At 73.5% G+C, this 25,469-nt stretch carries 24 protein-coding genes; 15 read left to right on the top strand and 9 right to left on the bottom strand.

Going from position 1 to position 25,469, the window contains the following annotated elements:
* The first annotated feature begins 98 nt into the window (after positions 1 to 98).
* Together IE286_RS08315 and IE286_RS08310 are read left to right on the top strand one after the other, a co-directional pair.
* On the top strand, positions 99 to 947 hold the full coding sequence (locus IE286_RS08315; protein WP_189795976.1) for a hypothetical protein: 849 nt from the start codon (positions 99 to 101) through the stop codon (positions 945 to 947).
* Between the two features lie 99 nt (positions 948 to 1,046).
* On the top strand, positions 1,047 to 1,376 hold the full coding sequence (locus tag IE286_RS08310) for a rhodanese-like domain-containing protein (RefSeq protein WP_189796092.1): 330 nt from the start codon (positions 1,047 to 1,049) through the stop codon (positions 1,374 to 1,376).
* Positions 1,377 to 1,534: 158 nt separating this feature from the next.
* On the opposite strand, the gene IE286_RS08305 is transcribed toward IE286_RS08310, so the two are convergent.
* From IE286_RS08305 to paaA, 5 genes are read right to left on the bottom strand one after another with little or no spacing between them, the layout of a single operon-like run.
* Positions 1,535 to 2,599 carry a 2Fe-2S iron-sulfur cluster-binding protein gene (locus IE286_RS08305; RefSeq protein ID WP_189795975.1) on the bottom strand — a complete coding sequence of 355 codons (1,065 nt, stop codon included), beginning with the start codon at positions 2,597 to 2,599 and terminating at the stop codon, positions 1,535 to 1,537.
* Positions 2,599 to 3,192 (bottom strand): 1,2-phenylacetyl-CoA epoxidase subunit PaaD, encoded by a 594-nt coding sequence (gene paaD / locus IE286_RS08300; RefSeq protein ID WP_189795974.1) that lies wholly within the window; start codon positions 3,190 to 3,192, stop codon positions 2,599 to 2,601. The genes IE286_RS08305 and paaD overlap by 1 nt, the downstream gene beginning before the upstream one ends.
* Positions 3,186 to 3,905 (bottom strand): 1,2-phenylacetyl-CoA epoxidase subunit PaaC, encoded by a 720-nt coding sequence (paaC, locus tag IE286_RS08295; RefSeq protein WP_189795973.1) that lies wholly within the window; start codon positions 3,903 to 3,905, stop codon positions 3,186 to 3,188. The genes paaD and paaC overlap by 7 nt, the downstream gene beginning before the upstream one ends.
* The gene (paaB, locus tag IE286_RS08290) at positions 3,902 to 4,189 is read right to left on the bottom strand and encodes a 1,2-phenylacetyl-CoA epoxidase subunit PaaB (RefSeq protein ID WP_189795972.1); all 288 of its coding nucleotides are present in this window, start codon (positions 4,187 to 4,189) and stop codon (positions 3,902 to 3,904) included. The genes paaC and paaB overlap by 4 nt, the downstream gene beginning before the upstream one ends.
* Positions 4,186 to 5,241 carry a 1,2-phenylacetyl-CoA epoxidase subunit PaaA gene (paaA, locus tag IE286_RS08285; RefSeq protein WP_229862106.1) on the bottom strand — a complete coding sequence of 352 codons (1,056 nt, stop codon included), beginning with the start codon at positions 5,239 to 5,241 and terminating at the stop codon, positions 4,186 to 4,188. The genes paaB and paaA overlap by 4 nt, the downstream gene beginning before the upstream one ends.
* A 797-nt stretch (positions 5,242 to 6,038) precedes the next feature.
* Between paaA and IE286_RS27745 the strand changes: the two genes are divergently transcribed.
* Genes IE286_RS27745 through IE286_RS08270 form a run of 3 tightly spaced genes read left to right on the top strand, consistent with a single transcriptional unit; the run spans position 6,039 to position 8,595 of the window.
* A complete protein-coding gene (locus tag IE286_RS27745; RefSeq protein WP_308115051.1) occupies positions 6,039 to 6,638 on the top strand; it encodes a DUF5819 family protein in 600 nt (199 codons plus the stop codon).
* Complete coding sequence (locus IE286_RS08275; RefSeq protein WP_189795970.1) at positions 6,635 to 7,849, top strand: HTTM domain-containing protein; 1,215 nt, start codon at positions 6,635 to 6,637, stop codon at positions 7,847 to 7,849. The genes IE286_RS27745 and IE286_RS08275 overlap by 4 nt, the downstream gene beginning before the upstream one ends.
* The gene (locus IE286_RS08270; RefSeq protein ID WP_189795969.1) at positions 7,846 to 8,595 is read left to right on the top strand and encodes a TrmH family RNA methyltransferase; all 750 of its coding nucleotides are present in this window, start codon (positions 7,846 to 7,848) and stop codon (positions 8,593 to 8,595) included. Before IE286_RS08275 ends, IE286_RS08270 begins: the two co-directional genes overlap by 4 nt.
* A gap of 190 nt (positions 8,596 to 8,785) precedes the next feature.
* Here IE286_RS08270 and paaN read toward each other — a convergent pair whose 3' ends face one another.
* Positions 8,786 to 10,477, bottom strand: a complete 1,692-nt coding sequence (paaN, locus tag IE286_RS08265) for a phenylacetic acid degradation protein PaaN (RefSeq protein WP_189795968.1) — start codon at positions 10,475 to 10,477, stop codon at positions 8,786 to 8,788.
* Positions 10,478 to 10,670: 193 nt separating this feature from the next.
* Here paaN and IE286_RS08260 point away from each other — a divergent pair, with 193 nt between their 5' ends.
* Positions 10,671 to 12,185, top strand: coding sequence for a 3-hydroxyacyl-CoA dehydrogenase (locus IE286_RS08260; RefSeq protein ID WP_189795967.1), 1,515 nt, complete (start codon positions 10,671 to 10,673; stop codon positions 12,183 to 12,185).
* On the top strand, positions 12,182 to 12,772 hold the full coding sequence (locus IE286_RS08255; RefSeq protein WP_189795966.1) for a TetR/AcrR family transcriptional regulator: 591 nt from the start codon (positions 12,182 to 12,184) through the stop codon (positions 12,770 to 12,772). The genes IE286_RS08260 and IE286_RS08255 overlap by 4 nt, the downstream gene beginning before the upstream one ends.
* Before the next feature lie 119 nt (positions 12,773 to 12,891).
* Here IE286_RS08255 and IE286_RS08250 read toward each other — a convergent pair whose 3' ends face one another.
* Positions 12,892 to 13,389 (bottom strand): Lrp/AsnC family transcriptional regulator, encoded by a 498-nt coding sequence (locus IE286_RS08250; RefSeq protein ID WP_229862104.1) that lies wholly within the window; start codon positions 13,387 to 13,389, stop codon positions 12,892 to 12,894.
* A 174-nt stretch (positions 13,390 to 13,563) separates the two neighbouring features.
* On the opposite strand from IE286_RS08250, the gene pdhA reads away from it, so the two are divergent.
* From pdhA to IE286_RS08215, 7 genes are all read left to right on the top strand, one after another.
* The gene (gene pdhA, locus IE286_RS08245; RefSeq protein WP_189795965.1) at positions 13,564 to 14,706 is read left to right on the top strand and encodes a pyruvate dehydrogenase (acetyl-transferring) E1 component subunit alpha; all 1,143 of its coding nucleotides are present in this window, start codon (positions 13,564 to 13,566) and stop codon (positions 14,704 to 14,706) included.
* Positions 14,703 to 15,707 carry an alpha-ketoacid dehydrogenase subunit beta gene (locus IE286_RS08240; protein WP_189795964.1) on the top strand — a complete coding sequence of 335 codons (1,005 nt, stop codon included), beginning with the start codon at positions 14,703 to 14,705 and terminating at the stop codon, positions 15,705 to 15,707. The genes pdhA and IE286_RS08240 overlap by 4 nt, the downstream gene beginning before the upstream one ends.
* Positions 15,707 to 17,170, top strand: coding sequence for a dihydrolipoamide acetyltransferase family protein (locus IE286_RS08235; RefSeq protein ID WP_189795963.1), 1,464 nt, complete (start codon positions 15,707 to 15,709; stop codon positions 17,168 to 17,170). Before IE286_RS08240 ends, IE286_RS08235 begins: the two co-directional genes overlap by 1 nt.
* 69 nt (positions 17,171 to 17,239) lie before the next feature.
* Positions 17,240 to 18,163 (top strand): NTP transferase domain-containing protein, encoded by a 924-nt coding sequence (locus tag IE286_RS08230; protein WP_189795962.1) that lies wholly within the window; start codon positions 17,240 to 17,242, stop codon positions 18,161 to 18,163.
* Positions 18,160 to 19,530, top strand: coding sequence for a molybdopterin molybdotransferase MoeA (locus IE286_RS08225; RefSeq protein ID WP_189795961.1), 1,371 nt, complete (start codon positions 18,160 to 18,162; stop codon positions 19,528 to 19,530). Before IE286_RS08230 ends, IE286_RS08225 begins: the two co-directional genes overlap by 4 nt.
* Complete coding sequence (locus IE286_RS08220) at positions 19,527 to 20,624, top strand: potassium channel family protein (protein WP_189795960.1); 1,098 nt, start codon at positions 19,527 to 19,529, stop codon at positions 20,622 to 20,624. The genes IE286_RS08225 and IE286_RS08220 overlap by 4 nt, the downstream gene beginning before the upstream one ends.
* 129 nt (positions 20,625 to 20,753) lie before the next feature.
* A complete protein-coding gene (locus IE286_RS08215) occupies positions 20,754 to 21,734 on the top strand; it encodes an NAD(P)H-quinone oxidoreductase (protein WP_189795959.1) in 981 nt (326 codons plus the stop codon).
* A gap of 112 nt (positions 21,735 to 21,846) precedes the next feature.
* Here the strand turns inward: IE286_RS08215 and IE286_RS08210 are convergent, their stop codons facing one another.
* Complete coding sequence (locus IE286_RS08210; protein WP_189795958.1) at positions 21,847 to 22,488, bottom strand: hypothetical protein; 642 nt, start codon at positions 22,486 to 22,488, stop codon at positions 21,847 to 21,849.
* Positions 22,489 to 22,818: 330 nt separating this feature from the next.
* On the opposite strand from IE286_RS08210, the gene IE286_RS08205 reads away from it, so the two are divergent.
* The gene (locus IE286_RS08205) at positions 22,819 to 23,355 is read left to right on the top strand and encodes a bacterial proteasome activator family protein (protein WP_125499315.1); all 537 of its coding nucleotides are present in this window, start codon (positions 22,819 to 22,821) and stop codon (positions 23,353 to 23,355) included.
* 312 nt (positions 23,356 to 23,667) lie between these two features.
* On the opposite strand, the gene IE286_RS08200 is transcribed toward IE286_RS08205, so the two are convergent.
* On the bottom strand, positions 23,668 to 25,335 hold the full coding sequence (locus tag IE286_RS08200; RefSeq protein WP_189795957.1) for a Stk1 family PASTA domain-containing Ser/Thr kinase: 1,668 nt from the start codon (positions 25,333 to 25,335) through the stop codon (positions 23,668 to 23,670).
* Between the last annotated feature and the right edge of the window lie 134 nt (positions 25,336 to 25,469).

Raw genomic sequence — 25,469 nt, 5'->3', positions numbered from 1 at the left:
TGATGGGCTGCGGTCCGGTGGCGGGGCGTGCCCGCCTGGGCGGAGCGGGGGCGCCGCGGTGGCGCGGGGCTGTACTGGCGCGACGCTAGGCTGGTCGGGTGACGACCCGGGAAGCTGAGCAGGGGGACGGCGGCGGCGTGGATCAGGCGGCGTCCGAGGGCGGTGCGGCGCGGCCCGAGGAACGGTTGGAGCAGGCCGTACGCTCCGCCGAGCAGGCGCTGATCGAGTACGAGATCGCCGTGGAGACCTTCCGGGTGGAGGTCGAGAACTTCTCCCGGCTGCACCAGCAGCGGCTCGGCCCGCTCTACGCCCGCATCGAGGAACTGGACGCACAGATCGCCGAGGCCCAAGCCGCCCGCAGCGGCGACCTGGAGGATCTGCGCCGCGCCCAGGAGGCCCGGGCCCGGTTGCAGCCGATCCCGGCGGTCGAGCATCTGATGCACGGCTGGATGGACGGCAACGGGCTGTTCCCGGAGGCGGTCGCGATGCTCACCGACCAGCCGGTGCGGCCGCCCCAACGGGTCCGCCCGAGCGAGGAGGCCCGGCGCCTGTACCGCGAGCTGGCGCGGAAGGCCCACCCGGACCTGGTGCAGGACGAGGCCGAACGCCGGCGGCGGGAGGACTTCCTCACCCGGGTCAACGCCGCCTACGCCCGGGGAGACGCCGACGAGATGCGCCGGCTGGCCGAGGAGTGGGCCGCCGGTCCCGCCCCCGCGCAGCACCGGCCGAGCCGCAGCGAGGAGCTGTACGCCCGCCTGGAGTGGCTGTCCGAGCGCAAGGAGATGCTGACGCTCGTCGCGAAGCAGCTGGAGGACAGCGCCATCGCCGCGATGCTCCGGCTCGCCCCCGACGACCCCGACGGGCTCCTCGACGAGATCGCCGGGAAGCTGCGTCAGGACATCGCGGAACGGGAAGCCCAGCTGGCCGTGCTCCTCGGCGGGGGCTGAGCCCCTCGGCCGGGCCGTGACGCGCCGCACCGGCCCGTGGGGCGGGCCGGTCCGGCCGTGGCTTCGGGTAGCGTCGGCACCATGCATTTCGGAGCTGGTGTGCCCACGGTCCAGGTCGGCGACCTGAAGGACGACGACTTCCTGCTGGACGTCCGCGAGGACGACGAGTGGCAGGCGGGCCATGCCGAAGGGGCGCTGCACATCCCCCTCAGCGAGTTCACGGCCCGCTACGGCGAGCTGACCGAGGCGGCGCCCCAGGACGGCCGGATCAATGTGATCTGCCGCTCCGGGGGCCGCTCCGCCCAGGTCACCATGTACCTGGTTCAGCAGGGCATCGACGCGGTGAACGTCGACGGCGGCATGCAGGCCTGGTCGGCCGCCGGCCGTGCCGTGGTCACCGACGACGGCCTGCCCGGCCACGTCCTCTGACCCGCCGCAGCCGTCTTCCGCCGGCCGCCGGCGCGGGCGACGCGGTGATGTCCTGCTCCTCGGGCTGTGCGGCGGCCGGTGAGCGCCGTCCTGCCTCGTCGTCCGTGCGGCGGCCGGTGAGCGCCGTCCTGCCTCGTCGTCCGTGCGGCGGCCGGTGCTCAGCGGTCGAAGTCCAGTTCCACCCGCTCCGTGACCGGGTGGGACTGGCACGCCAGGACGTAACCCGCCTCGGTCTCCTCCGGCTCCAGCGCGAAGTTGCGGTCCATGCGCACCTCGCCCGACACGAGGAAGGCCCGGCAGGTTCCGCACACGCCGCCCTTGCAGGCGTACGGGGCGTCGGGGCGGTTGCGCAGCACCGTCTCCAGCAGGGTCTCGCCGTCGCGGACCGGCCAGGATCCGCTGCGGCCGTCGAGCCGGACGGCGACCGTGCTGTGCGCGGGTGCCGTGGCGGCCGGGGCCGGTCGCGTACCGGCGTCCACATGGAAGATCTCCTGGTGGATCCGGGCCCGGGGCACCCCGAGGCCGCGCAGCGCCCGCTCGGCGCCCTGCACCAGCCCGTACGGGCCGCACAGATACCACCCGGCCACCTCCTGCACCGGCAGCAGCGTCGGCAGCAGTCCTGTCAGCCGCTCCTGGTCGAGGCGCCCGGTCGGCAGCCCGGCCTGCTGTTCCTCCCGGGACAGCACCGTCACCAGCTGCAACCGCTCGGGATACCGGTCCTTGAGGTCGGCGACCTCCTCCAGGAACATCGTCGAAGCGGTCGTGCGGTCGCTGCGTATCAGGCAGAAGCGGGCCGCCGGCTCGCGTGCCAGCAGGGTGGAGACGATCGACAGCACCGGAGTGATGCCGCTGCCGCCGACGATCGCCGCGTACTGGCCGGGCGCGGGCTCCAGGACGAAACGCCCCGCTGGAGTCATCACCTCCAGTTCGTCCCCGACGGCGATCTCCTTCAGCGCGTAGGGGGAGAAGGCGCCGCCCTCCACCAGGCGCACCCCGACCCGCAGGTGCGTCGGCCCGTCGCTGCCGGGGGCCGGTGCCGGCGAGCAGATCGAGTACGTCCGCCGTGTCTCGACCCCGTCGGCAACCCTCCGCAGGGCGAGGTGCTGGCCCGGTGCGTGGCGGTACTCCGCGCGCAGCTCGGGCGGCACCGCGAAGGTGAGGGCGACGGAGTCGTCGGTGAGCCGGTCGACCGCCGACACCGTCAGCCGGTGGAAGCGGGCCATCAGACCTCCTTGAAATGGTCGAAGGGGTTCTCGCAGGCCCTGCAGCGCCGCAGCGCCTTGCAGGCGGTGGAGGAGAACCGGCTCAGCAGCTCGGTGTCGGCCGACCCGCAGTGGGGGCATGCGACCGGCTCGACGGGGCCGGTGGCGGCCCGGGACACCGCGGAGCCCGCGGCCGGGTCGGTGCCCGCGGGTCCGGACGGGTGGGAAGAGCGGGTGCGGGTCGGGCCGAGTGCCAGGGAGACCGGGCCGCCGGCCGCGCGGACCCGGGGCGGCGCGATGCCCGACTCCCGCAGCTTGCGCCGGCCCTCGGGCGTGATGTCGTCGGTCGACCAGGCGGGCGAGAGCACCGTGCGGACGGCAACCTCCCGCATACCGTGCTCGCGCAGCACCCGCTCGATGTCCCGCGACATCGCCTCGACGGCCGGGCAGCCGGTGTACGTCGGGGTCAGCTCGACCTCGACCGCGTCGGCGCCGCGCAGATGCACCGCGCGGACCACGCCCAGGTCCTCGAGGGTCAGTACAGGCAGTTCGGGGTCGGGCACCGAGCCGGCCAGCCGCAGCAGCTCGGCCTCCAGCGCCGTCGTGGTCACCATGACGCCCCCGGATGGCTGCGGTGCAGATGCTGCATCTCGGCGAGCATCCGCCCGAACGGCTCGGTGTGCAGGCCCTGCCGGCCCGCGCCCGCCGACCACGCCCCCCGGCGCGGTCCCTCGGGCAGGGTCAGCGTGGCCCGCCGCAGCACGTCGCCCACGGTGTCCAGCCAGGTGGCCTCCAGTGCGGCCCAGTCCACGTCGAGACCCTCGACGGGCTGGAACATCTCACCAGTGAACCGCCACAGCGCCTCGCAGGCCCGCTGCATCCGCTCGTGACTGACGTCGGTGCCGTCGCCGAGCCGCAGCGTCCACTGCTCGGCGTGGTCGCGGTGGTAGGCGACCTCGTGCACGGCCTTGATGGCCAGCGGGGCGAACGGGCCGTCGCCGTCGGCCAGTTGCCCGTACAGCAGGTGCTGATAGGCGGAGAAGTACAGCTGGCGGGCGATGGTGTGGGCGAAGTCGCCGTTCGGCTGCTCCACGAGCTGGAGGTTGGTGAAGGCGCGTTCCTCCCGCAGATAGGCCAGCTCGTCCTCGTCGCCGGCCATCGACAGCAGGAACCGGGCCTGGCCGAGCAGGTCGAGGGCTATGTTGACGAGGGCGACCTCCTCCTCGAGGACAGGCGCGTGCCCCGTCCACTCCGCGAGCCGGTGGGAGAGCACCAGAGCGTCGTCGCCCAGGGCGAGGGCGGCGGTCGTGGGGACGGTGGCCGTCACAGGTGCTTCACCCCTTCCGGGATCTCGTAGAACGTCGGGTGCCGGTAGGGCTTGTCGGCGGACGGCTCGAAGAAGGGGTCCTTCTCGTCGGGCGACGAGGCGGTGATCGCCGCGGACGGCACGACCCAGATGGAGACGCCCTCGCCGCGCCGGGTGTACAGATCGCGGGCGTTGCGCAGCGCCATCTCCGCGTCCGGGGCGTGCAGGCTGCCGGCATGGGTGTGGGACAGTCCGCGCCGGGAGCGCACGAAGACCTCCCACAGGGGCCAGTCGGTGTGGGTCATGCCTGCTCGCCTTCCGTGCTGCCGCCGACGGCGGCGGTGGGGTCGTCGGTGGGTCCGCCCTCCGGGTGGGTGCCGTGTTTGGCCGCATAGGCCGCGGCGGCCTCCCGAACCCAGGCGCCTTCCTCGTGGGCCCGCCTGCGCTGGTTCAGGCGCTGCTCGTTGCACGGGCCGTTGCCCTTGATGACCTGCCAGAACTCGTCCCAGTCGATGGGGCCGAAGTCGTAGTGGCCCCGTTCCTCGTTCCACCTCAGGTGGGGGTCGGGGAGAGTGAGGCCGAGGGACTCGGCCTGCGGGACGCAGATGTCGACGAAACGCTGGCGCAGCTCGTCGTTGGAGTGACGCTTGATCTTCCACGCCATCGACTGCGCGGAGTGCTGCGAGGCGTCGTCGGGCGGACCGAACATCATCAGCGACGGCCACCACCAGCGGTCGACCGCGTCCTGCGCCATCGCGTGCTGCTCGGGCGTGCCGTGGCTGAGCGTCATCAGCAGCTCGTAACCCTGGCGCTGGTGGAAGGACTCCTCCTTGCAGATGCGGACCATCGCGCGGGCGTAGGGCCCGTAGGAGCAGCGGCACAGCGGGACCTGGTTGGTGATCGCGGCGCCGTCCACCAGCCAGCCGATGGCACCCACGTCCGCCCAGGTCAGCGTCGGGTAGTTGAAGATCGAGGAGTACTTCTGACGGCCGCTGTGGAGCTTGTCGAGCAGCTCCTCCCGGCTGACGCCCAGCGTCTCGGCCGCGCTGTACAGGTACAGGCCGTGACCGGCCTCGTCCTGGACCTTGGCCATGAGGATGGCCTTGCGGCGCAGGGACGGCGCCCGCGTGATCCAGTTCGCCTCCGGCTGCATGCCGATGATCTCGGAGTGGGCGTGCTGGGCGATCTGCCGGACGAGCGTCGCCCGGTAGCCCTCCGGCATCCAGTCCCGGGGTTCGATCCGCTCGTCGGCGGCCACCGCCGCGTCGAAGGCGCGCTGCTGGGTGTCGGTGTCCCCGGTGGTGTCCGCGGCACCGTGCGTCAGGGTGCCCGCCCGGTGCGCGGCTGCTGTCGCCATGCTGTCCCCCTCGACCTCGGCTGTCGTCGTCGTCCCGACCGATCGTTCGGTTTGGGCGAGTTCCATGGTGCGGCGTGCCGCCAGGGGTGTCAACTGCTTCGGGCGCCTGTGGAAAACCGCGGTCAGACCCGGTGGACAGGCTGCACGGAGTCTGCTCCGCGTCCCGGTCCCGCACCGCCGCGGCCCGTGCGGCGCACCGGACAGCGGGACACACCGGATGCGGGCAGGCATCGGTGACGCCAGGCGGGTGAAGGCCGGCCCAGCGGCGAAGCACTCGGTCCCGATCCCGGGGCGCGGCAACCGGGGCGGGGCTGTGCCGGTGGGGCGCGCGTGAGTACCGTTCCGTGCGGCGTGCGGCGTGCGGCAGCGGACGGCCCGTGCGGGCGCAGTGCCGTGCCCGGCCGTACGAGCGAACAGGCGGCCGTGGGGCCGGCACGACGAACGGAATCGGGGACAGGCGGATGGACGCGTACGACGGGGACCCGGGTGCCCCGGCCGGGCCGGGTGGACGGACGAAGTCGCCGCCCGTCCCCGGGCAACGGCATGAGACCGCCGGTCCCGGAAAGCCGGAAGGGACCGCCGGTCGAAGCAGGCCGGAGGGGACCGCCGGTCAGGAAGGGCCGGGGACCGCCGGTCCCGAAAGGCAGCACGGGATCGCCGGTGCCGAGGCGACGGACGCGGAGCCCGGCCCCGAGATGCCGTCCGGGGCGGCCGCCGGGAGCGGTTGCACCGGCCGGCAGCCGGTCCCGGCCACCGGTCTGGCCGCTCTCTCCCCCCGCTGCCGGGCGGTAGCGGCGGTGGCGGCCGTCGCCGTCGCCGTGGTCGCCTGTGTGCACCTGGGGATGGTGTTCCTGTCCGTCGCGCCCGCGAACACGGTGAGCAAGCGCCACGCCGACGCCGTCGACGCCTGGGTCTACCCGGAGTTCGAGCAGAACTGGAAGCTGTTCGCGCCCAACCCGCTGCAGCAGAACATCACGGTGCAGGTGCGCGCCCAGGTCCGCACGGAGGCCGGGGACACCCTCACCACCGGCTGGTACGACCTGTCCGCCCAGGACGGGAGGGACATCAGCGGCAATCTGCTGCCCAGCCACACCCAGCAGAACGAGCTGCGCCGTGCCGTGGACTTCTACGCCGGCACGCACGACGCCGGCAACCGCCCGGCCGGCCTGCGCGGCGAGCTGTCCGAGGAGTATCTGCGCCGCATCGCCGTTCTGCGCCTGGAGCGCGTGCACGCCGCCGCCCCGCGGGAGGACCTCACGCGCATCCAGATACGGATACGGAGCACCGAGGTGAAGCCGCCGCCGTGGAGCGAGGAGAAGGCGTCGACGGCGCCCGTGGACCGGCTGCTGCCGTGGTGGACGGTGCCTGCTGGTGAGGCCGGGGGTGGTGTGCGGTGAACCGTCGGGTGATACCGGTGTCGCGCCTGCTGGGCCGGGTCACGGACGTGGCCCTGGGGCCGTACCAGACGGCCGTGGTCCGTATCGGCTTCGCCTTGACGTGGCTGGTGTTCCTGCTGCGGGAGTATCCGCACCGGCAGGAGCTGTACGGCCCCGACGGTCCCTGGAGCTGGGCTCTCGCGCACCGGCTGACCACGGAGAACGGGGCGTTCACCGCGCTGATGTGGTTCCGCGGTCAGCTGTGGTTCGAGACCGTCTACGCGCTGGCGGTGCTGTCGAGTGCGCTGCTGGTGCTGGGCTGGCGGACGCGCACCGTGTCGGTGCTGTTCATGGTCGGTGTGCTGTCGCTGCAGAACCGCAGTGTGTTCGTCGGCGACGGCGGCGACAACGTCGTGCATCTGATGGCGCTGTATCTGGTGTTCACGCGGTGCGGGCAGGTGTGGTCGCTGGACGCGCGGCGGGTGCGGCGTGAGCGGGCGGCGTGTGCGCGCGGGGAGCGGGTGCGCGACCCGGTGGGGCCGGTGTTGTGGTGCGGGCTCGGCGCGGTGCTGGCCGCGGTCACCGTGGCGGGGCGGGTGCAGGGGGAGTGGCTGGTGCCCGCGATCCTGTGGACGGTGTGGGCCGCCCAGGGACTGTGGTGGGCGGTGGGGCGGAGCGCGCGGTGGGTGCAGCCGCGGATCCTGCTGGACGTCGTGGCGAACCTCGTGCACAACGGTGCGCTGGTGGTGATCATGGCCGAGGCGTGCCTGATCTACGCGACGGCCGGCTGGTACAAGATCCAGGGGTCGCGGTGGCAGGACGGCACCGCCGTGTACTACCCGCTGCACCTGGACTACTTCTCGCCGTGGCCCGGGCTGGCCGGGCTGCTGTCCGCCAGCGGCACGCTGGTGATGCTGGTGACGTACGGCACGGTGATCGCGCAGGTCGCCTTCCCCTTCACCCTGTTCAACCGGCGGGTGAAGAACGTGCTGCTGGTGGTTCTGATGATCGAACACGCGGTGATCGCGGTGGTCCTTGGTCTGCCGTTCTTCTCCCTGGCGATGATCGCGGCCGACGCCGTGTTCCTGCCCACCTCCTTCCTGCGCCGCGTCGAGGGATGGGCCACGCGTGCGCGGGACCGCCTGCGCATCCGGCGCCGGGACCGCGGTGCTCCGGCCGAGGAGAGCGCCGGCCGGGACGGTGAGCCCGACCGCGTAGGCTTCCCGGCATGACCGACCCGCTCAGCTCCTGGCACCGGCTCGCCGGCGGCTGCGTGCTGCTCGACGGCTTCCACGCTCTGAAGCATGCGGTGCGCTTCGGGGCCGAGGTGCCCGTGGCGGTCACCACGGACCGGCGGGCGGCGCTCGCCCTCGCCGAGGAGCTGGCGCCGGACGTCCAGGACCGGCTGGACACCCTGCTGACCGAGGTGCCCGAGGAGACGTACCGGTCCCTGGTGCCCAGGCCGCACCCCACCGCCGTCGCGGCCCTGGCCGTGCGGCCCAGCCGCCAGGACAACCTGCGGACCCTCGAGCTGCCCCGGAGCGCGCCCGTCGTCGTCCTGGACCAGCCGCGCAACCTGGGCAACGCGGGCGCGGTGGTCCGGCTGGCCGCCGGCTTCGGCGCGACCGGCGTGGTCACCACCGGGACCCTCGACCCGTGGCATCCCACGGTGGTGCGCGGCGGGGCGGGGCTGCACTTCGCGACCGTCGTGGAGCGGCTGACCGTGGAGGAGCTGCCGCGCGGACCGCTGTTCGCGCTCGACCCGGAGGGCGAGGACATCCGCGGGGTGAAACTGCCCGACGACGCCGTGCTCGCCTTCGGATCGGAACGCAGCGGACTGTCCGCGTGGCTGCGGGCACGCACCGACCACCTGCTGGCGCTGCCGATGCGCCCCAAGGTCTCCAGCTACAACCTGGCCACCAGCGTGGCCATGGCGCTGTACCACTGGAGCGCCGGCGGGGGCGCGTCCGCGCCGTGAGGCGCCGTGCCCCCGACACAGCCCGCGGGTCGGGGGCCAGGGCGCGGCGCTGCTGACCCTGACCCCCGCAGCTGCCGGCCCACCGGCCCCTTGACCCTCCCGGCCGCTGTGCCTCGCGGCGGACCTCCCGGCCGCTGTGCCTCGCGGCGGACCTCCCGGCCGCTGTGCCTCGCGGCGGACCTCCCGGTCGCTATGCCTCGCGGCGGACCTCCACCACCCGGAAGCGGCTCGCCACGAACGCGCCGTCGGTGAGCGTGGCGTTGGCCGCCGGGTTGCCGCCGGAGCCGTGGAAGTCGGAGAAGGCGGCCGTCTGGTTCACGTACACCCCGCCGGTGAGGTTGAACGACAGCTGGGCGGCCTCCTCCAGGCAGACCTCCTCGATCTTCCGCTCCACCTCCGCGTCCGTGGTGTAGGCGCCGACGGTCATCGCGCCCTTCTCGCGGACGGTGCGCCGCAGCAGCTCCACCGCGGCGTCGGCGGAGTCGACGGCGACGGCGAAGGAGACCGGCCCGAAGCACTCGCTCATGTACGCGGCTTCGGCGTCGGGCTTGGAGCCGTCCAGCTTCACGATCACCGGCGTGCGCACGACGGCCTTCGGGAAGTCCGGGTTGGTGATCTCCCGGGAGGGCAGGGCGACTTCGCCGAGCAAGGCCGCGGCCTCCAAGCGGGCCTTCACGTCCGGGTTGACGATGGCGCCGAGCAGGGCGTTGGCCCGTGCGTCGTCGCCGAGCAGGCCATCGACCGCCTGGGCGAGGTCGGCGGTGACCTCGTCGAACGTCTTGTGGCCGGCGTCGGTGCGGATGCCGTCCCGGGGGATCAGCAGGTTCTGCGGGGTGGTGCACATCTGGCCGCTGTACAGGGACAGCGAGAAGGCCAGGTTGGCGAGCATGCCCTGATAGTTGTCGGTGGACTGCACGATCACCGTGTTGACGCCGGCCTTCTCCGTGAAGACCTGGGCCTGGCGGGCGTGGGTCTCCAGCCAGTCGCCGAAGGCGGTGGAGCCCGTGTAGTCGATGATCTTGATCTCGGGGCGGGTGGCGAGGGTCTTGGCGATGCCCTCGCCGGGACGCTCGGCCGCCAGCGCCACGAGGTTGGGGTCGAAGCCGGCCTCGGCGAGCACCTCACGGGCGGTCTTCACCGTGAGGGCCAGCGGCAGCACCGCCCGCGGGTGCGGCTTGACCAGGACCGCGTTGCCGGTGGCGAGGGAGGCGAACAGGCCCGGATAGCCGTTCCACGTCGGGAAGGTGTTGCAGCCGATGACCAGGCCGATGCCGCGCGGGACCGGGGTGAACCGCTTGGTGAGGGCGAGCGGGTCCCGCTTGCCCTGCGGCTTGGTCCATTCGGCGGCGTCGGGGGTGCGCACCTGCTCGGCGTAGGCGTACGCCACCGCCTCCAGGCCGCGGTCCTGGGCGTGCGCGCCGCCGGCCTGGAAGGCCATGACGAACGCCTGGCCGGAGGTGTGCATGACGGCGTGGGCGAATTCGTGCGTGCGGTTGCTGATGCGCTTGAGGATCTCCAGACAGACCACGGCGCGCGCCTCGGGGCCCGCGTCGCGCCAGGCGCCCTGGCCGGCCTTCATGGCGGGCAGCAGCACGTCGGGGTCCGCGTGCGGGTACTCCACGCCCAGGTCGAGGCCGTAGGGCGAGACCTCGCCGCCGACCCAGCCGTCCGTGCCGGGCTGGCCGAGGTCCAGGCGGCTGCCCAGCAGGGCGTCGAAGGCCGCCTTGCCGGCAGCGGCGTCCAGGCTGCCGTGCTCCCCGTACGCCTTGGGGTGTTCGGGGTGGGGCGACCAGTACGCGCGCGTGCGGATCGCCTCCAGCGCCTGGTCCAGGGTGGGCCGGTGCCGGGCGATCAGCTCGTCCACGGTGAGTGCGGCGGCCATGCGGGACCAACTCCTCGTCGTCGAAAGCTCCTCGTCGAGCTGGTGACTGGCGGAAACATGGGCAGGAACAGCCGGTCAGAGCTAGAGTAACCGAACGATCGGTCGGGGCAAGGGCTTCGGCGCGTGGTGTGGAAAAGCCGGACCTGGGGGTCCGCCGCAGTTGTGGACAACGCCGTGCGGGAGGATCGCGCACATGACAGCACTCGACCTCAGCAGCCCCGTGGCCGTCGTCGGCACCGGCACCATGGGCCAGGGCATCGCCCAGGTCGCGCTGGTGGCCGGCCACCCCGTACGGCTGTACGACGCCGTGCCCGGCCGGGCACGGGAGGCGGCCGCCGCGATCGGCGCCCGGCTCGACCGGCTCGTCGCCAAGGACCGGCTCAGCCCCGCGGAACGGGACGCCGCCCGCGCCCGTCTTCAGCCTGTGGACAGCCTCGCCGCGCTCGCGGACTCCGCGCTGGTCGTGGAGGCCGTCCTGGAGCAGCTGGACGTGAAGCAGGAGCTGCTGCGCGAGCTGGAGGACATCGTCGGCGACGCATGCCTGCTGGCCACCAACACCTCCTCCCTGTCGGTGACCGCCATCGGCGGGGCGCTGCGCGTCCCGGGCCGCTTCGTCGGCCTGCACTTCTTCAACCCGGCTCCGCTGATGCCGCTGGTCGAGGTGGTCTCCGGGTTCGCCACCGACGTCACGTCGGCCACCCGCGCGTACGAGACGGCCCGCGCCTGGGGCAAGACCCCGGTCGCCTGCGCCGACACCCCCGGCTTCATCGTCAACCGCATCGCGCGCCCCTTCTACGCCGAGGCCTTCGCCGTCTACGAGGCCCAGGCCGCCGACCCCGCCACCATCGACGCCGTGCTGCGCGAGAGCGGCGGATTCCGGATGGGGGCGTTCGAACTGACCGATCTGATCGGGCAGGACGTCAACGAGGCGGTGACGCACTCGGTGTGGCGCTCCTTCTTCCAGGACGTCCGCTTCACGCCGTCGCTCGCCCAGCGCCGGCTGGTCGAGTCCGGCCGCCTGGGCCGCAAGACCGGGCGCGGCTGGTACGACTACACGGAGGGCGCCGAGCGTCCCGAGCCGCACACCGCCGACGCGGCCGAGCCCCCCGCGCACGTGGTCGCCGAGGGCGACCTGGGACCCGCCGGCGAGCTGCTCCCCATGATCCGCGAGGCGGGTATCACCGTCCGCGAGAAGGACGAGGACAACGGCACCCGCCTGGTGCTGCCCAGCGGCGGTCATCTGGTGCCGGCCGACGGCCGGACCTCCGCGGAGTTCCGTGACGTCGTCCACTTCGACCTGGCGCTGGACTACCGCCGGGCCACCCGCATCGCCCTGTCCGCCTCCCAGGACACCTCGCCGCAGGTGCTGGCGGAGGCCACCGGCCTGTTCCAGGCGCTCGGCAAGAAGGTCAGCGTCATCGGGGACGTCCCCGGCATGATCGTCGCGCGTACGGTCGCCCGTATCGTGGACCTCGCCTACGACGCCGTGGCCAAGGGCGTGGCCACCGAGGAGGACGTCGACACCGCGATGCGACTGGGCGTCAACTACCCGCTCGGCCCGTTCGAATGGAGCCGCCGGCTCGGACGCACCTGGGCCTACAGCCTGCTGGACGATCTCCATCTGCGGGAACCGTCCGGCCGCTGCGCCCCGTCCCTGGCGCTGTACCGCCACGCGTACGCCACCGACAAGCGGGAGACCGCCTCATGACCACCGCCAAGCGCGACACGTACACCCCCGAGACGCTGCTGTCCGTGGCGGTGCGCGTCTTCAACGAGCGCGGCTATGACGGCACGTCCATGGAGCACCTGTCGAAGGCCGCCGGGATCTCCAAGTCGTCGATCTACCACCATGTCGCCGGCAAGGAGGAGTTGCTGCGCCGCGCCGTCAGCCGGGCACTGGACCGGCTCTTCGGGATCCTCGACGAGGAGCAGGCACGCACGGGCCGCGCCGCCGAGCGGCTGGAGCACGTCGTACGGCGCATGGTCGAGGTGCTCATCGCCGAACTCCCCTACGTGACACTGCTGCTGCGGGTGCGCGGCAACACCGCGACCGAGCGGTGGGCGCTGGAGCGGCGCCGGGAGTTCGACCACCGGGTGGCCGAGCTGATGAAGGCGGCCGCCGCGGACGGCGACGTGCGCGGCGACGTGGAGGTGCGGCTGGCGACCCGGCTCGTCTTCGGCATGATCAACTCGATCGTGGAGTGGTACCGGCCGGACGGTCGCGGCATGGGCGAGCGCGAGGTGGCCGACGCCGTGGTGACGCTGGCCTTCGGCGGGCTGCGCCGGGACGGGTGAGGCGTCCGGGCCGCGGGGCGGTCGCGGCTTGCCGCGATGCCGGTGCGGGGGTGAGCGCCGGCGGGCCGGGCACGGACGTCCTTCCGGGCGGACCACGCGGCGGACGGGCCCGTTCCGCGTCAGCCCTGCGGCTCCACGTCCTCCTCCTCGAACACCAGCAGGGTGCGCGTGCTGAGGACCTCGGGGATGGCCTGCAGGCGGGTCAGCACCACCTCGCGCAGGGCCCGGTTGTCCGGCGTGTGCACCAGGAGCAGCACGTCGAAGTCACCGCCCACCAGGGCGATGTGGGAGGCGCCGGGCAGTGTGCGCAGCTGCTCGCGCACCGTCCGCCAGGAGTTCTGCACGATCTTCAGCGTGATGTACGCCGACGTTCCCTGCCCGGCCCGTTCGTGGTCGACGCGCGCCCCGAAGCCGCGGATGACGCCGTCCTCGACGAGGCGGTTGATCCGGGCGTAGGCGTTGGCGCGCGAGACGTGCACCCGTTCGGCGACCGAGCGGATCGAGGCACGGCCGTCCGTCTGGAGTATGCGGAGGATGTCGTGGTCGACGGCGTCCAGCGGGCGCGGCGGCGGCAGGGGGCTCCCGTCCGGGTCGTCGGCCAATTGTTCAGGTGCCATGTGCCGCCACCTCCCTACCATGGACGTACTGCGTCCATCCCACGGAGCGAAGAACCGTTTGTCCACAGCCTGGGGCCGCCTGTAGCCAAATTGTGTCGGCGACCGAACAATCGGTAGGTGAGGCGGGTCACCTCGACGCGCCGTCCGTAGCCGCTCCCACGAGGAGGTGCCGTCATGACGGTCATGGAGCAGCGGGGTGCCTACCGGCCATCGCCGCCGCCCGCCTGGCAGCCCCGCACCGACCCCGCGCCGCTGCTGCCCGACCCGGAGCCCTGCCGCGTCCTCGGCACGCCGGCAGCGGCACAGGCCGACCCGGAGCTGCTGCACCGTCTGTACGTCAAGCTGGTGCACGGCCGCCGGTACAACACGCAGGCCACCGCCCTGACCAAGCAGGGCCGGCTGGCCGTCTACCCCTCCAGCACCGGCCAGGAGGCCTGTGAGGTCGCCGCCGCCCTGGTCCTCGCGGACCGCGACTGGCTCTTCCCCAGCTATCGCGACACGCTCGCCGTCGTGACCCGCGGCGTCGACCCCGTCGAGGCGCTCACCCTGCTGCGCGGCGACTGGCACACCGGCTGGGACCCCTGCGCCCACCGTGTCGCCCCGCTGTCCACCCCGTTGTCCACGCAGCTGCCGCACGCCGTCGGCCTGGCCCACGCGGCCCGCCTCAAGGGCGACGACGTGGTGGCGCTCGCCATGGTCGGCGACGGAGGCACCAGCGAGGGCGACTTCCACGAGGCGCTGAACTTCGCCGCCGTCTGGCAGGCCCCGGTGGTCTTCCTGGTGCAGAACAACGGGTTCGCCATCTCCGTCCCGCTCAGCAAGCAGACCGCGGCCCCCTCCCTGGCCCACAAGGCCGTCGGCTACGGCATCCCGGGCCGCCTGGTCGACGGCAACGACGCCGCCGCCGTGCACGAGGTGCTCCGCGACGCGGTACGGCGGGCGCGGGCGGGCGGCGGCCCGACCCTCGTGGAGGCGGTGACCTACCGCATCGACGCCCACACCAACGCCGACGACGCCACCCGCTACCGCACCGACGACGAGGTCGAGGCCTGGCGCGGCCACGACCCCCTCCAGCTGCTGGAACGGGAGCTGACCGAGCGGGGTCTGATCGACGAGGCGGGCATCGCCGCCGTCCGCGAGGACGCCGAGACGATGGCCGCGCGCCTGCGGGAGCGCATGAACCAGGACCCGGTGCTCGACCCGCTGGACCTGTTCGAGCACGTCTACGCCGAGCCCACGCCGCAGCTGCGCGAGCAGCAGCGGATGCTCCAGGCCGAGCTGCAGGCCGAGGCGGAGGAGGAGGGGGCGGCCCGATGACCACCGTCGCGCTCAAGCCGGCCACCTTCGCCCAGGCCCTCACCCGCGCCCTGCGCGACGCCCTGGCCGACGACCCGTCCGTGCACATCCTGGGCGAGGACGTCGGCACGCTCGGCGGCGTCTTCCGCATCACCGACGGCCTCGCCGCGGAGTTCGGCGATCACCGCTGCTTCGACACCCCGCTGGCGGAGGCCGGCATCCTCGGCACCGCCGTCGGCATGGCCATGTACGGCCTGCGTCCGGTCGTGGAGATGCAGTTCGACGCCTTCGCCTACCCGGCGTTCGAGCAGCTCGCCAGCCATGTCGCGAAGATGCGCAACCGCACCCGCGGGACGATGCCGCTCCCGCTGACCATCCGCATCCCCTACGGCGGCGGCATCGGCGGGGTCGAGCACCACAGCGACTCCTCCGAGGCGTACTACATGGCGACTCCGGGGCTCCATGTCGTCACGCCCGCCACCGTCGCCGACGCCTACGGGCTGCTGCGCGCCGCCATCGCCTCCGACGACCCGGTCGTCTTTCTCGAACCCAAGCGGCTGTACTGGTCGAAGGACTCCTGGAACCCCGACGACCCGACGCCCGTGGAGCCGGCAGGCCGTGCCGTGGTGCGGCGCACCGGGCGCAGCGCCACGCTCATCACCTACGGCCCGTCCCTGCCCGTCTGCCTGGAGGCCGCCGAGGCCGCCCGTGAGGAGGGCTGGGACCTGGAGGTCGTCGACCTGCGCTCGCTGGTGCCGTTCGACGACGAGACGGTGTGCGCGTCGGTGCGGCGCACCGGACGGGCCGTGGTCGTGCACGAGTCGGGCTCCTTCGGCGGGCCGGGCGGGGAGATCGCCGCCCGGGTGACCGAGCGCTGCTTCCACTACCTGGAGGCCCCGGTGCTGCGCGTGGCCGGGTTCGACATCCCCTACCCGCCGCCGATGCTGGAGCGGCACCATCTGCCCGGCGTCGACCGGATCCTGGACGCGGTGGCCCGCCTGCAGTGGGAGGCCGAGAGCTGATGGCACAGGTCCTGGAGTTCAAGCTGCCCGACCTCGGTGAGGGCCTCACCGAGGCGGAGATCGTCCGCTGGCTGGTCGAGGTGGGCGACGTCGTCGCCGTGGACCAGCCGGTCGTCGAGGTGGAGACGGCCAAGGCGATGGTCGAGGTGCCCTGCCCCTACGGCGGCGTGGTCACCGCCCGCTTCGGCGAGGAGGGCACGGAGCTGCCCGTGGGCGCGCCGCTGCTGACGGTCGCCGTGGGCGAGCCGTCCGAGGCGCCCGAGCGGGCCGCCGAGGACCGGGCCGACGGCTCCGGCAACGTCCTGGTCGGCTACGGCACGGGCGGCTCACGCGCGGCACGCCGCCGCCGGACACGGCCCGCCCCGCTGGCGCCCGCCGGTCAGGCCGCGTCCCCGGCCGCCGCACGCGACACGGCGACCGCCGCCCCCGCGCCCTCCACCGGTCCCGCCTCTTCCGCCGCGGCACCGGCCCGGGCGGACGCCGCAGCCGCCTCTGCGCCGCCGGCGAGTGCCCCCGCGGACGGTCCCGTGCCCGTGATCTCCCCGCTGGTGCGGCGGCTCGCCCGGCAGCACGGCGTGGACCTGCGGAAGCTCACCGGCTCCGGGCCCGAGGGACTGATCCTGCGCGCGGACGTCGAGAAAGCCCTGCGGGCCAAGGCGGCTGCCGGGACGGACGGTGTCCCGGCCGCCGCTCCGGCCGGGGCCGTTGATGCCGGTGCCGTACAGGGCGGCACGCCGCTCGCCTCGCGCCCGGCGGGTGTGCCGGACGCCACAGCCGGCGGGCGCATCCCGCTCAAGGGCATCCGGGGTGCCGTCGCCGACAAGCTGACCCGGAGCCGGCAGGAGATCCCGGACGCGACGTGCTGGGTGGACGCCGACGCCACGGAGCTGCTGCGCACCCGGGCGGCCATGAACGCGGCCGGCGGGGCGAAGATCTCCCTGCTCGCGCTCCTCGCACGGATCTGCACCGCCGCGCTCGCCCGCTACCCGCAGCTGAACGCCACCGTGGACGCGCAGGCGAGGGAAGTGGTCCTGCTCGACCGCGTGCACCTCGGCTTCGCCGCCCAGACCGACCGCGGGCTGGTCGTCCCCGTCGTCCGGGACGCGCACACGCGCAACGCCGAGTCGCTCACCGCCGAGTTCGCACGGCTCACCGAGGCGGCCCGGGCCGGCACGCTCACGCCCGCGGACCTCACCGGCGGCACCTTCACGCTGAACAACTACGGCGTGTTCGGCGTCGACGGCTCCACACCGATCATCAACCATCCCGAGGCCGCCATGCTCGGCGTCGGCCGCATCGTCCCCAAGCCGTGGGTGCACGAGGGCGAGCTGGCGGTGCGCCAGGTCGTGCAGCTCTCGCTGACCTTCGACCACCGGGTCTGCGACGGCGGCACGGCGGGCGGCTTCCTCCGCCATGTCGCGGACTGCGTCGAGCAGCCCGCACTGCTGCTGCGCACGCTCTGACCGCGCGGGAGGCGAGCAGGTACCTCCCCCACGTTCCCTGTGCTCAGGGGCGGGTCGCATACTCGGGGGGTGACCGACCACGAACATCCCGGCCCGCCCGGCGCCCCGGCCCACGACGCCGTCGTGCTGGCCGGGGGCGCCGCCCGGCGGCTCGGCGGCGTGGACAAACCCGCGGTGCGCATCGGCGGCCGGACGCTGCTCGACCGTGTCCTCGGCGCCTGCGCCGAGGCACGCACCACCGTGGTCGTGGCCGCGCCCCGGCCCACCGCGCGCCCGGTGCGGTGGGCACGGGAGGAACCTGCCGGAGGCGGCCCGGTCGCCGCGCTCGACGCGGGCCTGCGGCACGTCACCGAGGAGCAGGTCCTCGTCCTCTCCGCCGACCTTCCCTTCCTCGCACCGGTCACCGTGCGGCGGCTGCTGGACGCGCTGGACACCGGCCGCACCGACGGGGTGCTGCTCACCGACGCCGACGGCCGTGACCAGCCGCTCGTGGCGGCCTACCGCACCCGGGCGCTGCGCGGCGCGCTGGCCGCGCTCGCCCGGGAACACGGCGCCCTGACCGGGCTGCCCCTGCGCCGGCTGACCGCCGCCCTGCACCTCACCCGAGTCCCCGATCCTTCCGCGTCGTTCGACTGCGACACCTGGGACGACATCGCCGCCGCCCGGGCACGCATCAGGGAGCATGGTCACGTGTTGGATGAATGGATCTCCGCAGTCAAGGACGAGCTGGGCATCGACCTGGACGTCGACACCGGCGTGCTGCTCGATCTCGCCCGCGACGCCGCCCACGGCGTGGCGCGGCCCGCGGCGCCCCTGACCACCTTCCTCGTCGGCTACGCGGCCGCGCGCGGCGAAGGCGGTCCGCAGGCGGTCGCCGAGGCCGCCCGCAAGGCAGCCGCCCTCGCGCTGCGCTGGGCCCAGGAGGACACCGCCGAGGGCAAGCCCGACGTGGCCCCCGACGCCACGCCCGACACCCGCCCGGACGCCGGATGACCGCCCGTGGTGCGGACACCCGCCAGGACGCCGACGACCTCGATGTCGAGGAGGCGCTCGCCCTCGTGAAGAAACCCGGCCGCGACCCGGTCCCCGCCCCCGTGCCGGCCTCCTTCCCGGCCGGGCGCGCCGAGCACGCCAGGCCGCACTCCCCTGAGACCCGCCGCCGGGCCACCCCATGGCGCCAGGCCCGGGAGGCGGCCGCCGCTGCCGCACGCATCACCGCGCAGCGCGCGCCCGTTGCGGTCCCCCTGGCGGAGGCGCTCGGCCTGGTCCTTGCGGAGCCGCTGCTCGCCCTCACCGACCTGCCCTCCTTCGACACCTCGGCGATGGACGGCTGGGCGGTGGCCGGCCCCGGCCCCTGGACCGTGCGCGACGACGGCGCGCTGGCCGGAGAAGAGCGGCCCGCTCCGCTGTCCGACGGCGAGGCGGTGCGGATCGCCACCGGCGCCCGCATCCCGCAGGACACCACGGCCGTGCTGCGCTCCGAGCACGGCCGCGTCGACGCCAAGGGCATGCTGCACGCGGTCCGCGAGGTGGGGCACGGCCAGGACATCCGGCCGCGCGGGCAGGAGTGCCGCACCGGGGAGCACCTGCTGCCCGCCGGCACCCTGGTCACTCCGGCGGTGCTGGGGCTGGCCGCGGCCGCCGGGTACGACACGCTCGCCGCGGTTCCCCGGCCGCGCGTGGAGGTCCTGGTGCTCGGCGACGAACTGCTCACCGAGGGGCTGCCGCACGACGGACGTGTCCGGGACGCGCTCGGCCCGATGCTGCGGCCGTGGCTGCGCGCGCTGGGCGCCGAGGTGACCGGGGTGCGCCGGATCGGAGACGAGGCCGAGGCCCTGCGGCAGGCGGTCACCCGGTCCGAGGCGGAGCTGATCGTCACCACCGGCGGGACCGCCGCCGGTCCCGTCGACCATGTGCATCCCGTGCTGGACCGTGTCGGCGCCGAAGTGCTGATCGACGGCGTCGCCGTGCGCCCCGGTCACCCGATGCTGCTGGCCCGCACCGGCGGGCATCAGCTCCTCGCCGGACTGCCCGGCAATCCGCTCGCGGCCGTCTCGGGCCTGCTCACCCTGGTCGAGCCGGTGCTGCGCACGCTCGCCGCGCGCCCCGCCCCGGAGCCGTACACGCTGCCGCTGCAGAGCGCGGTGCACGGACACCCGCACGACACCCGGCTCGTCCCCGTGGTGCTGCGCGGCGACCTGGCCGTGCCGGTGCGCTACAACGGGCCCGCCATGCTGCGGGGCGTCGCCGCGGCCGACGCGCTGGCCGTGGTGCCGCCCGGGGGCGCCCGCTCCGGCCAGGAGGCCGAGCTGCTGGACCTGCCGTGGGCCGCTGCCGGAATCGGGGTGTGTTTCACGTGAAACTTCCGGGCCAGGACGCCATCGCGCGCCAGGCGGACGAACGTCTGGTGACCCATCGGGTGAAACTGCCCAGGAAGGCGGTGGAGCGCCCGATACGGCAGGTCGGCAAGCGGATCGCCATGGCCCTGCTGGTCCTGTTCATCACCGTGGTGATCGTCTACGCCGACCGCGACGGCTACCGCGACGGTTCCGACACCGGCGTCGACCTGCTCGACGCGGTGTACTACGCCACGGTGACCCTGTCGACCACCGGGTACGGCGACATCACCCCCGTCAGCGACAGTGCGCGCCTCACCAACATCCTCGTCATCACGCCGCTGCGCGTGGCGTTCCTGATCATTCTCGTCGGCACCACGCTCGAAGTGCTCACCGAGCGCACCCGTGAGGAATGGCGCCTGAGCCGCTGGAGGTCCACCTTGCGCGATCACACCGTTGTCGTCGGCTTCGGCACGAAGGGACGGTCCGCGATCCAGACCGTCTGTGCGACGGGGCTGAAGAAGCAGCAGGTCGTGGTGGTCGACCCCAGCTCGAAGGTGATCGAGGCGGCCACGGCCGACGGATACGCGGGTGTGGTCGGGGACGCCACCCGCAGCGAGGTGCTCCTGCGGGCGGAGGTGCAGCGGGCACGGCAGATCATCATCGCCACCCAGCGCGACGACACCGCCGTGCTGGTCACGCTCACCGCCCGGCAGCTCAACCGCAGGGCCAAGATCGTCGCGGCGGTGCGCGAGGAGGAGAACGCGCCGCTGCTCAAGCAGTCCGGAGCCGACGCGGTGATCACCAGCGCGAGCGCGGCCGGACGACTGCTGGGACTGTCCGTGCTCAGCCCGGCCGCGGGCATGGTCATGGAGGATCTCATCCAGCAGGGCACCGGCCTGGACCTGGTCGAACGCCCGGTCACCAAGGCCGAGGCGGGCCGGAATCCGCGGGACATCGACGATCTGGTGGTGAGCGTGGTCCGCGGCCACCGGGTCCTCGGCTACGACGATCCCGCCGTCGCTGAACTCCAGCTGACCGACCGCCTGATCACGATCGTCCGCGCCACACCGGCCACCCGGGTCACCCCGGACACCCGGCCCCTGCCGCAGGACTGACCACGCGGGCCTGCGCACCGCCGTCCGGAGCGACCATGCGCAGGCCCGCGGCCGTCCCCACGGGGAGCCCGGGACCGTGCCTTCGCCGTGCACCTGGTGCCGGGCACGGCGAGGAGTAGCGTCGGCTCCATGCATGCGATCACGATTTCCGCACCCGGCGGGCCCGAGGTGCTGGCCTGGCAGGAGGTACCGGACCCGGTACCCGGCGACGGTGAGGTGCTGGTCGAGGTGACGGCCGCCGCCGTCAACCGCGCCGACATCATGCAGCGGATGGGCTACTACGACCCGCCGCCCGGCGCCTCGCAGTACCCCGGTCTGGAGTGCTCGGGACGGATCGCTGCGCTCGGTCCGGGCGTGTCCGGCTGGGCGGTCGGCGACGAGGTGTGCGCGCTGCTCGCGGGCGGCGGCTACGCGGAGAAGGTCACGGTCCCGGCGGGCCAGCTGCTGCCCGTGCCCCAGGGGCTCGACGTCCGGCAGGCCGCGGCCCTGCCCGAGGTGACCTGCACCGTCTGGTCCAACGTCTTCATGGTCGCCCACCTCCGCCCCGGCGAGACGCTGCTGGTGCACGGCGGTTCCAGCGGCATCGGCACCATGGCCATCCAGCTGGCCAAGGCCGTCGGCGCGAAGGTGGCCGTCACCGCGGGCACCAAGGAGAAGCTCGACCGCTGTGCCGAGCTGGGCGCCGACATCCTGATCAACTACCGCGAGCAGGACTTCGTCGAGGAGATCGCGCGGGCCACCGACGGCGCCGGAGCCGACGTCATCCTGGACAACATGGGCGCCAAGTACCTGGACCGCAATGTGCGCGCCCTCGCCGTCAACGGGCGGCTCGCGATCATCGGCCTGCAGGGCGGCGTCAAGGGCGAGCTGAACATCGGCGCCCTGCTCAACAAGCGCGGCGCCATCAGCGCCACCTCGCTGCGGGCCCGCCCGCTCGACGAGAAGGCGGCCATCGTCGCGGCCGCGCGCGAGCACGTCTGGCCGCTCATCGCCGACGGCCATGTGCGGCCGGTGATCGACCGGGAGATGCCGATGAGCGAGGCCGCCGAGGCCCACCGGATCGTGGAGAAGAGCACGCACATCGGCAAGGTGCTGCTCGTGAAGCCCTGACCGCCGGCTGCTTGCCGTCGTGCCCTGACCGCCGGCTGCTTGCCGTCGTGCCCTGACCACCGGCAGCCGGGCCGCATCGCTCACCGCGCCGCTGCCTCACGGTGCGGGGCCGCTACGGACCGCGCAGCCGCAGGGCGACGAACGCCAGCCCCAGACCGAGGCCGATGAGGACCAGTCCGCCGCCCAGCGGCAGCATCTGGACGACCGGACCGGACCCGGAGCCGCTCTGCGTGGCGGTCCGCGCACCAGGGGCGTCCGAGGATGCGGAGGGCGGGACGGCGGGGGCCTCGGAGGAGGACGCCGAGGGTTCCGGCACCGGGGGGTCCTCGCCCGGTGAGACGCCGGAGGCGCCGGCGTCCGGGGCCTCGCCGTCCTCACCGGGCTCGTCGGGGTCGACGTCCTCGCCGGGCTCGTCGGGATCGCCGTTCCCGTCGGGCTCGCCGTCTTCGTACGGCTCGCCGTCCTGCTCCTCCCAGGGCGGCCGGGACCGGTGCGGCCGGTCCGGACGGTGCCGCTCCCGCCCGTTCCCGTCCGCGGCTCGCGGCACACCGGTGGCGGGCGGTGCCAGGGCGGACGGCCCGGAGGAGGAACCCGCCTGTGGCGGGGACGGAGGAAAGGCCGCGGCCGCGGCGCAGGGCCCCGCGGCCGGGGCGGCCGGGGACGGCCCGGGGACGGAGCCGCCGGGCAGGAACGTCACGCACAGCGCGACGAGCAGCCCCGCCGCACCCGGAACGACGCGCAGCCGAGGAGCCATCGGGGGACCCCCTCACGGTGCCCGGTCAGTGCTTGATGCAACGACCCTCACACGGCCGGCCTCACCGGGCACCCCCGGCACCTCCGTCGGAGTGACGGCCCCGCGGCTCCGCCGCCCCTGCCGTCCGCCTGCGATCCCCCTGGCCCTCGGCGATCCCCGGACCCGCACCCGGAAACCCAACCCGCACGGAAACCCACCCGGTCCCCCAGGACCCGCGCCCCGGACCGGACCCCATCGCTCCTGTCATGATCACCCGCCCGCACACGGTGGATCACCGTCCGCAGGGGGCACCCAGAAGGAAAAGGGGGTGGGTGCGAGAGAATGGGCCGCATGGAGATGCCGAGGAACGAACGGTCGCCGGAGAATCCGCAGATTCTGGTCGTGGGGCAGGACGGCATGGCGCTCGGCGGTGGGGACGAAGAGTCCCGTGAGACCCCGGTGACGGAGCAGGTGGAACAGCCTGCGAAGGTCATGCGCATCGGAAGCATGATCAAGCAGCTGCTGGAAGAGGTGCGCGCCGCTCCTCTGGACGAGGCGAGCCGGGTGCGCCTGAAGGAGATCCACGCCAGCTCGGTGAAGGAGCTGGAGGACGGCCTGGCTCCGGAACTGGTCGAGGAACTGGAGCGGCTGTCTTTGCCGTTCACCGACGAGCAGACCCCCAGCGACGCAGAACTGCGGATCGCCCAGGCCCAGTTGGTGGGCTGGCTGGAGGGGCTCTTCCACGGGATCCAGACGACCCTGTTCGCCCAGCAGATGGCGGCCCGCGCCCAGCTGGAGCAGATGCGCCGCGCGCTGCCGTCCGGCCTCGGACACGACGGCGGCGACGACCACCGCACCGGCGGCCGCTCGGGCGGTCCCTACCTGTAGGTCTTGGCCTGCAGGTCTTGTGCACCTGTAGGTCTTCCGCGGTGCCGGGCCGTGCTCACCGGGCCGTGCTCACCGGGCCGGCCCCGCACCGCACACCTGCATCCGCACACCTGCATCCGCACACCTGCATCCGCACACCTGCATCCGCACGCCTGCCCGCTTCCGCACGCCCTGCGTGTCTCCGCACGCCTGTCCGCCGGCCGTTCCGCGTCCCGACCACCAGCCCCGGCCGTTGCGCGTCCGCGTCCCTGCCCCGGCGGACCGCTCCGCGCGCCATGGCCGGCGCTCGGCGGCCTCACACCGCCACGGCGCCTACGCCGGCGGGTTGCCCGTGGATATGTCGAACTGGATCTGCGGCGGGTCGTCGGGGTCGATGTCCGTGTCGGCCGTCGGCGACTGACGCATGACCGTGCCCTCGCCGTAGGTGTTCTCGTCCACGTACCGCTTGGAGTAGTTCCACCCCGCGGCCTGCAGGCAGGCGAGCACCGAGTCCCAGTTCTTGAACGTGAAGTCGGGTAGCTGCACCTTCTCCGGGTCGTCGTACGACTCCGAAGGGTCGGTGCACGCCGAGGTCTCGATGGTCTTCGTCGTGTCCGGGCCGCGGTAGCCCTCCCGGTGGGACGCGGACGCGCTGGGCCGGTCCCCTCCGCCCTTGGCCTGGTCGTCGGAGGTGTTGCTCGCCAGCAGCGCGACGATCAGGCTGCCGACCGCCACGACGGCGACCGCGGCCGAGACGGCGACGACGCGCTTGTTCTTCCCGCTGCCGGAGCTTGATTCGCGCACCTTGACGGCGGGCGGCGGCGACGGCACGTTGTACGGGGACGGGGTCTGCTGCGGCCCGTACGCCGCGGGGCCCGGGTAGCCGCTCTGGTGCGGATAGCCGTACGCCGGCGCGGGCGCGGACGGCGGCGGGGTGCCGTACGGCTGCTGCGGCGAGGGCCGCGGCGGAGTGGGCTGCTGCGGCGACGGAGCCGGCTGGTAGGGCGTCTGCACGTTCCCCACGGGCGGTGGCGTGGAGTCGACCGGCGGGAAGACCGCGGAGGCCACGCCCGCGCCGCTCGGCGTGTGGGCGCCCGGGACGATGCTGGGCGGGGCCGGCTGGAGGGAGGCCGCCACCCGCAGGCACTCGTCCCGCATGGCCACGGCGTTCGGGAACCGCTCGTTGGGGTTCTTCTTCAGCGCGCGGGCGACCAGCGCGTCCACCGCCGGGGGCAGCGAGCGGTTGATCGAGGAGGGCGCCGGGGGCTCCTCCTGGACATGCGCGTAGGCGATGGCCAGCGGCGAGTCCGCGTCGAACGGCAGCCGCCCGGTGACCAGCTGGAACAGCATGATGCCGACCGAGTACAGGTCGGACCGCGCGTCCACGCCGCGGCCGAGGGCCTGCTCCGGGGACAGGTACTGCGGGGTGCCGACCACCATGCCGGTCTGCGTCATCGAGGTGACGCCGGACTGCATGGCGCGGGCGATGCCGAAGTCCATGACCTTGATCACGCCGCGCTTGGTCGTCATCACGTTGCTCGGCTTGATGTCCCGGTGGACCAGCCCCATCTCGTGGCTGATCTCCAGCGCCGCCAGTACGTCCGCGGTGACCTTCAGGGCCTTGTCGGCGGGCATGGCGCCGTACTGCCGGACGTCCGCCTCCAGCACCGAGCTGAGCGAGCTGCCCTCGACGTACTCCATGACGATGTACGGCGTCGTCATGCCGTCCAGCTCGTCCTCGCCGGTGTCGAAGACCGAGACGATGTTGGTGTGCGTGAGCTTCGCCACGGCCTGGGCCTCGCGGCGGAACCGCTCACGGAAGGCCTGTTCCCGGCCGAGCTCGGTGTGCAGGGTCTTGATCGCGACCTGGCGGTCCAGCACGGTGTCGTAGGCGAGGTGCACGGAGGCCATGCCGCCCTCGCCCAGCAGGTCGCGCAGCTGGTACCGGCCACCGGCCAGCGCGCGCCCCGTGAACCGGCCTCGTGCGCCGTCCTGGCTCATCTTCTGCGTCCCCCATAGGCGCGCGCGGGGCGGCGGCTTCCGCGCCCGCGCGATCGGCTGTCCGTCGACCGGTTGCGGGACCGGACCTGGTCTGACCCGACCTCAAGTCCGGATCTCGTTGATCGAAAGTGTTA

The sequence above is a fragment of the Streptomyces thermodiastaticus genome, assembly GCF_014656135.1.
Classification (GTDB): Bacteria; Actinomycetota; Actinomycetes; order Streptomycetales; family Streptomycetaceae; genus Streptomyces; species Streptomyces thermodiastaticus.
Note: the sequence above shows the minus strand (reverse complement) of the source record. Positions and strands in the feature narration are given on the sequence as shown.

Excerpts from the sequence above, each read along its gene's own strand:
- IE286_RS08305 (WP_189795975.1), bottom strand. The coding sequence starts at position 2,599 with ATGGCCCGCTTCCACCGGCTGACGGTGTCGGCGGTCGACCGGCTCACC.
- paaD (WP_189795974.1), bottom strand. The coding sequence starts at position 3,192 with ATGGTGACCACGACGGCGCTGGAGGCCGAGCTGCTGCGGCTGGCCGGC.
- paaB (WP_189795972.1), bottom strand. The coding sequence starts at position 4,189 with ATGACCCACACCGACTGGCCCCTGTGGGAGGTCTTCGTGCGCTCCCGG.
- paaA (WP_229862106.1), bottom strand. The coding sequence starts at position 5,241 with ATGGCGACAGCAGCCGCGCACCGGGCGGGCACCCTGACGCACGGTGCC.
- IE286_RS08270 (WP_189795969.1), top strand. The coding sequence starts at position 7,846 with ATGACCGACCCGCTCAGCTCCTGGCACCGGCTCGCCGGCGGCTGCGTG.
- paaN (WP_189795968.1), bottom strand. The coding sequence starts at position 10,477 with ATGGCCGCCGCACTCACCGTGGACGAGCTGATCGCCCGGCACCGGCCC.
- IE286_RS08260 (WP_189795967.1), top strand. The coding sequence starts at position 10,671 with ATGACAGCACTCGACCTCAGCAGCCCCGTGGCCGTCGTCGGCACCGGC.
- IE286_RS08255 (WP_189795966.1), top strand. The coding sequence starts at position 12,182 with ATGACCACCGCCAAGCGCGACACGTACACCCCCGAGACGCTGCTGTCC.
- IE286_RS08250 (WP_229862104.1), bottom strand. The coding sequence starts at position 13,389 with ATGGCACCTGAACAATTGGCCGACGACCCGGACGGGAGCCCCCTGCCG.
- pdhA (WP_189795965.1), top strand. The coding sequence starts at position 13,564 with ATGACGGTCATGGAGCAGCGGGGTGCCTACCGGCCATCGCCGCCGCCC.
- IE286_RS08240 (WP_189795964.1), top strand. The coding sequence starts at position 14,703 with ATGACCACCGTCGCGCTCAAGCCGGCCACCTTCGCCCAGGCCCTCACC.
- IE286_RS08235 (WP_189795963.1), top strand. The coding sequence starts at position 15,707 with ATGGCACAGGTCCTGGAGTTCAAGCTGCCCGACCTCGGTGAGGGCCTC.
- IE286_RS08225 (WP_189795961.1), top strand. The coding sequence starts at position 18,160 with ATGACCGCCCGTGGTGCGGACACCCGCCAGGACGCCGACGACCTCGAT.
- IE286_RS08215 (WP_189795959.1), top strand. The coding sequence starts at position 20,754 with ATGCATGCGATCACGATTTCCGCACCCGGCGGGCCCGAGGTGCTGGCC.
- IE286_RS08210 (WP_189795958.1), bottom strand. The coding sequence starts at position 22,488 with ATGGCTCCTCGGCTGCGCGTCGTTCCGGGTGCGGCGGGGCTGCTCGTC.
- IE286_RS08205 (WP_125499315.1), top strand. The coding sequence starts at position 22,819 with ATGGAGATGCCGAGGAACGAACGGTCGCCGGAGAATCCGCAGATTCTG.
- IE286_RS08200 (WP_189795957.1), bottom strand. The coding sequence starts at position 25,335 with ATGAGCCAGGACGGCGCACGAGGCCGGTTCACGGGGCGCGCGCTGGCC.